At 72.4% G+C, this 4,085-nt stretch carries 3 protein-coding genes and 1 pseudogene; 1 reads left to right on the top strand and 3 read right to left on the bottom strand.

Annotated features, from left to right (window positions below; genetic code table 11):
• Window positions 1–71 precede the first annotated feature (71 nt).
• From GUY61_RS35530 to GUY61_RS35520, 3 genes are all read right to left on the bottom strand, one after another.
• Window positions 72–1,088, bottom strand: coding sequence for a hemolysin family protein (locus tag GUY61_RS35530; protein ID WP_166634436.1), 1,017 nt, complete (start codon window positions 1,086–1,088; stop codon window positions 72–74).
• Window positions 1,085–2,422: a hemolysin family protein gene (locus GUY61_RS35525; protein WP_166634435.1), complete on the bottom strand. Its 1,338-nt coding sequence runs from the start codon at window positions 2,420–2,422 to the stop codon at window positions 1,085–1,087. The genes GUY61_RS35530 and GUY61_RS35525 overlap by 4 nt, the downstream gene beginning before the upstream one ends.
• 344 nt (window positions 2,423–2,766) lie before the next feature.
• On the bottom strand, window positions 2,767–3,186 hold the full coding sequence (locus GUY61_RS35520; RefSeq protein ID WP_166634434.1) for a GNAT family N-acetyltransferase: 420 nt from the start codon (window positions 3,184–3,186) through the stop codon (window positions 2,767–2,769).
• A 430-nt stretch (window positions 3,187–3,616) separates the two neighbouring features.
• Here GUY61_RS35520 and GUY61_RS35515 point away from each other — a divergent pair.
• Window positions 3,617–4,085 (top strand): annotated as a pseudogene (locus GUY61_RS35515) (hypothetical protein); the annotation flags it as partial.

Genomic DNA, 4,085 nt, shown 5'->3' with positions numbered 1-4,085 from the left:
TTATAAGAGACAGGGAACAGGGGGAGGTGCCCCCGGCCGGGGGAGACCGAGGCGGGGGCCGGAGGTCGTGGTCAGGCGGCCGGGGGGCCGACGAGTTCGCGCAGGACGTCCTCCATGGTGACCAGCCCCGCCAGCCTGCCGTCCTCGTCCAGGACGGCCGCCAGGTGCGTGCGGCTGCGCCGCATCGCCGTCAGCACGTCGTCCATCGGCGTCGACGCCCGTACCCGCGCGATCGGGCGCATCGCCGACACCGGGAAGGGCACATCCCTCGGGTCCGCGTCGAGTGCGTCCTTCACGTGCAGGTAGCCGACGATGCCGCCGTTGTCGTCGACGACCGGGAAACGGGAGAAGCCCGAGGTCGCGGACAGCGCCTCCAGTTCCTCCGGGGTCACCCCGATCCTGGTGCGCACGACGCGCTCCAGCGGCAGGACCACGTCCCGGACCGGCCGGGTACCCAGCTCCAGCGCGTCGTGCAGCCGCTCCCGGGCCCGGTCGTCGAGGAGACCGGCCTCGCTGGAGTCCTTGACCAGCCGGGCGAGCTCCGCGGTGGAGAACGCCGCGGCCACCTCGTCCTTCGTCTCCACCCGCAGCAGCTTGAGCAGCACATTGGCGAAGGCGTTGATCGCGAAGATCACCGGCCGCAGCGCCCGGGTCACCGCCACCAGCGGAGGACCCAGCAGCAGCGCGCTGCGTACCGGCTCCGCGAGAGCGACGTTCTTCGGCACCATCTCGCCGAACAGCATGTGCAGATATGTGGCGGCGGCGAGCGCGATCGCGAAGGAGACCGGCGCGATCAGACCGTGCGGCATGCCCACCGCGTCGAACAGAGGCTCCAGGAGATGCTCGATGGCGGGTTCGAAGACCACACCGAGCACCAGGGTGCACAGCGTGATGCCCAGCTGCGCCGCCGCCATCAGCGCCGACACGTGCTCCAGTCCCCACAGGACGCCGCGTGCCCGCCGGTCGCCGGCCTCGGCGTGCGGCTCGATCTGACTGCGCCGCACCGAGATCAGCGCGAACTCGGCGCCGACGAAGAAGGCGTTCACGATCAGTGTGAGCAGTGCGATCAGGAGTTGGACGGTGGTCACCGGTCCACCTCCCCGTGCCGGTCCGGGCCGCCGACGGGCGCGTGGAGCAGGACGCGCGCCGCGCGGCGCCCGCGTGCGTCGACCACGTCGAGCCGCCAGCCGCCCAGCTCCAGCGCGTCACCGACCTCGGGAATGCGCCCCAGCTCGGTGGCCACGAGCCCGGCGAGGGTCTCGTACGGGCCTTCCGGTACCCGCAGCCCGATCTCCTCCAACTGGTCGGTGCGGGCCGCGCCGTCGGCCGAATACAGCTGCCGGCCGTCCTGGTCCGTGCCGGCCGTGTCCAGGTCGGGCGTCTCGTGCGGATCGTGCTCGTCGCGCACCTCGCCGACGACCTCCTCGACGATGTCCTCCAGCGTGGCCACGCCCGCCGTACCGCCGTACTCGTCGATGACGACGGCCATCGTCCGCTTCCCGGACAGCCGGTCCAGCAGCCGGTCCACGGTCAGTGACTCGGGCACCAGCAGCGGTTCGCGCAGCAGTTCGGAGACGGGGCGGCGGCGCCGCTGGCCGGCGGGCACCGCCAGAACGTCCTTGATGTGGACGATGCCGACGACCGAGTCAAGGGTGCCCCGGTAGACGGGGAAACGGGACAGACCGGTGGCGCGGGTGGCGTTGGCGACATCCTCCGCCGTGGCCTGCACCTCGAGGGCTGTGACCTGCACCCGCGGGGTCATCACGTTCTCCGCGGTCAGGTCCGCGAGATTGAGCGTGCGGACGAACAGCTCGGCGGTGTCCCGCTCCAGCGCCCCCTCCTTCGCGGAGTGCCGCGCCAGCGCGGCCAGCTCGCGCGGGCCGCGCGCGGACGCCAGCTCCTCGGCGGGCTCGACGCCCAGCCGCCGCACCAGCCGGTTTGCGGTGTTGTTCAGATGGGTGATGAAGGGGCGGAACGCCGCGCTGAAGACGCGCTGCGCCGGGGCGACACGCTTGGCGACGGCCAGCGGCGAGGAGATCGCCCAGTTCTTGGGCACCAGCTCGCCGACGACCATCAGCACCACCGTGGACAGGGCCGTGCCGATCACCAGCGCCACGGACGACGACGCGGACTCGGACAGCCCGAGGTCCCCCAGGGGGCCCGAGAGCATCTTGGCGATGGACGGCTCGGCGAGCATGCCGACCACCAGGTTGGTGACCGTGATGCCGAGCTGTGCGCCGGAGAGCTGGAAGGTGAGCCCGCGGACCGCCTTGAGGGCACTGAGGGCGCCGCGCTCGCCGTTCTCGACGGCCCGCTCCAGCCGGCCGCGCTCGACGGTGGTGAGCGAGAATTCCGCCGCGACGAACGCGCCGCAGGCCAGGCAGAGCAGCAGCGCCACGAGGAGGAGAAGCAGCTCGGTCATCGGTTCACCTCCGTCCCATGGTCGGACAGGGCTCGGGGGAACGCGCGATGTCGGCTGCGGCGGGAACCGCTACTGGGAGGCTCGCCCATGGGCGGACACTCACACACCTTTCTGGTACGGGCACACGGATGCGTGTGCCCGTACATGGTAAAGGACCGGCAAAGTGCCGCGTGCCGTGGTGGGTCTGGGTGCACCGCACGGCCGTCCAGAGCTCGGACGGCGGCGCCTGCCGTCGCGCGTTCGTCCCGGAGCGCAGTTCGTCCGAGTGCGCTGCCCGCTCGCCCGGGAGCGCGGTCGCGTGCACCCCGGGTGCGCCGCCCGGCCCGGGAGCGAGCCGCCCGCGCCTACAGCGGCTTCACCCAGCGCCGCCAGTGGTCCTCGCGGTGGTATCCGGCCGCGGCCCATGTGTGGTGTGCCTGTTCGTTGGCTTCCAGGACCATGGCGTCGACGCGTCGCCCGCCGAGGGCGACGAAGTGCTGCTCGGCGGCCTCCAAGAGGGCGGTGGCGATGCCTTGCCGGCGGTGGCCGGGGTGTACGGCGAGCCGGTAGGCGGAGCATCGCCATCCGTCGAAGCCGGCTATCACGGTCCCCGTGAGGACCCCGTCGCGCTCCGCGAGGAGCAGGGCCCCGGGGTCGCGTGTGATGAGCCGGGTCACTCCGTCGGGATCGTCGCTGATGCTCGTTCCTTCCGCGGCTTCGCGCCAGAACCGCAGTACGGCGTCGATGTCCGAGAGAGTGGCGCAGCGGATGTGAAGATCGCTCATGGGGCGAGCCAAGCAGAGCGCCGCCTTGTCCGGCGAACGGTTTCCGTGGCCCGGGCGGGGCAATCGAGAGAGGGTGGGCCTGGTCCCGGGTTCGCGGGCGCCGGGAGCCCGCCGGCCGGGTCCGCGTGTTCCGCGCGCTCACACGGTGGACGGCCGATCCGTTGAGGCGGTGTCCCGGCGACTCGGAATACGCCCTGGGCGGCCCCCGCCGTGGCCGGACGTCGTAGCCACCGTGCGCTCAAGTGGCCTGCAGCGCCTGCCGGTTATCCCGCGCGGGGCCGGTCCTGCGCCTTCTTCCGCCGCCGCCGGGTGCCCGGTGGCGGCGGGGCGGAGACACCTGGCAGATCGTGATCAGGAGCGTTATGCTCGCCGCGATGACGACTCACTCTGTTCACAGATTGGGGGCCCCGTCCGCGCAAGGTGAGTGCTGATGCTCACTCGGACCGCGAACGAGGATTCCCGGGACTCCCTCCCTTCCTTCTGGCCGCGCGTGCGCGAGTTCGCCGTGCCGCCCTCCATGATCGAGACTGCGACCGCCCGCCGTCGCGCCGGGGACTGGGCGGGGGCGTGCGCCGCCGCAGGCATCGATGTCGATCTCAGTCCGCGTTCCACGGCGCGTACCCATGGCCGGGAACTCGCGGCCCGGGTCCGGGCCGATCTGCGCCACCTGGCTCCCGACCTGCTGCGCTGGCACATGCCGAGGATCGCTCCCGACGGGCTGCTGCGCCCGGGCCTGACCATCTCCCTGGCCCGGTACGAAGCCGCGGGGCGCGACGGATCGAGCCCGGTGCACCTCGTGGTGCGGACCCCGCCGGCCTGGGCCGACGCCGGACAGCGGATCAGCCTCGCGCTGTGGGACGGATCCGACCCCCGCGCCGGCGCCTGCCCTCATCCCCACC

Origin of the sequence: Streptomyces sp. GC420, from assembly GCF_009916105.1 — a bacterium.
Lineage (GTDB): Bacteria > Actinomycetota > Actinomycetes > Streptomycetales > Streptomycetaceae > Streptomyces.
The sequence above is the reverse complement of the archived record's forward strand: the minus strand, read 5'-3'. Positions and strand labels throughout refer to the sequence as shown.

What these genes read in the sequence shown, in the direction of transcription:
- GUY61_RS35525 (WP_166634435.1), bottom strand. Translation starts at nt 2,422, where the DNA reads ATGACCGAGCTGCTTCTCCTCCTCGTGGCGCTGCTGCTCTGCCTGGCC.
- GUY61_RS35520 (WP_166634434.1), bottom strand. Translation starts at nt 3,186, where the DNA reads ATGAGCGATCTTCACATCCGCTGCGCCACTCTCTCGGACATCGACGCC.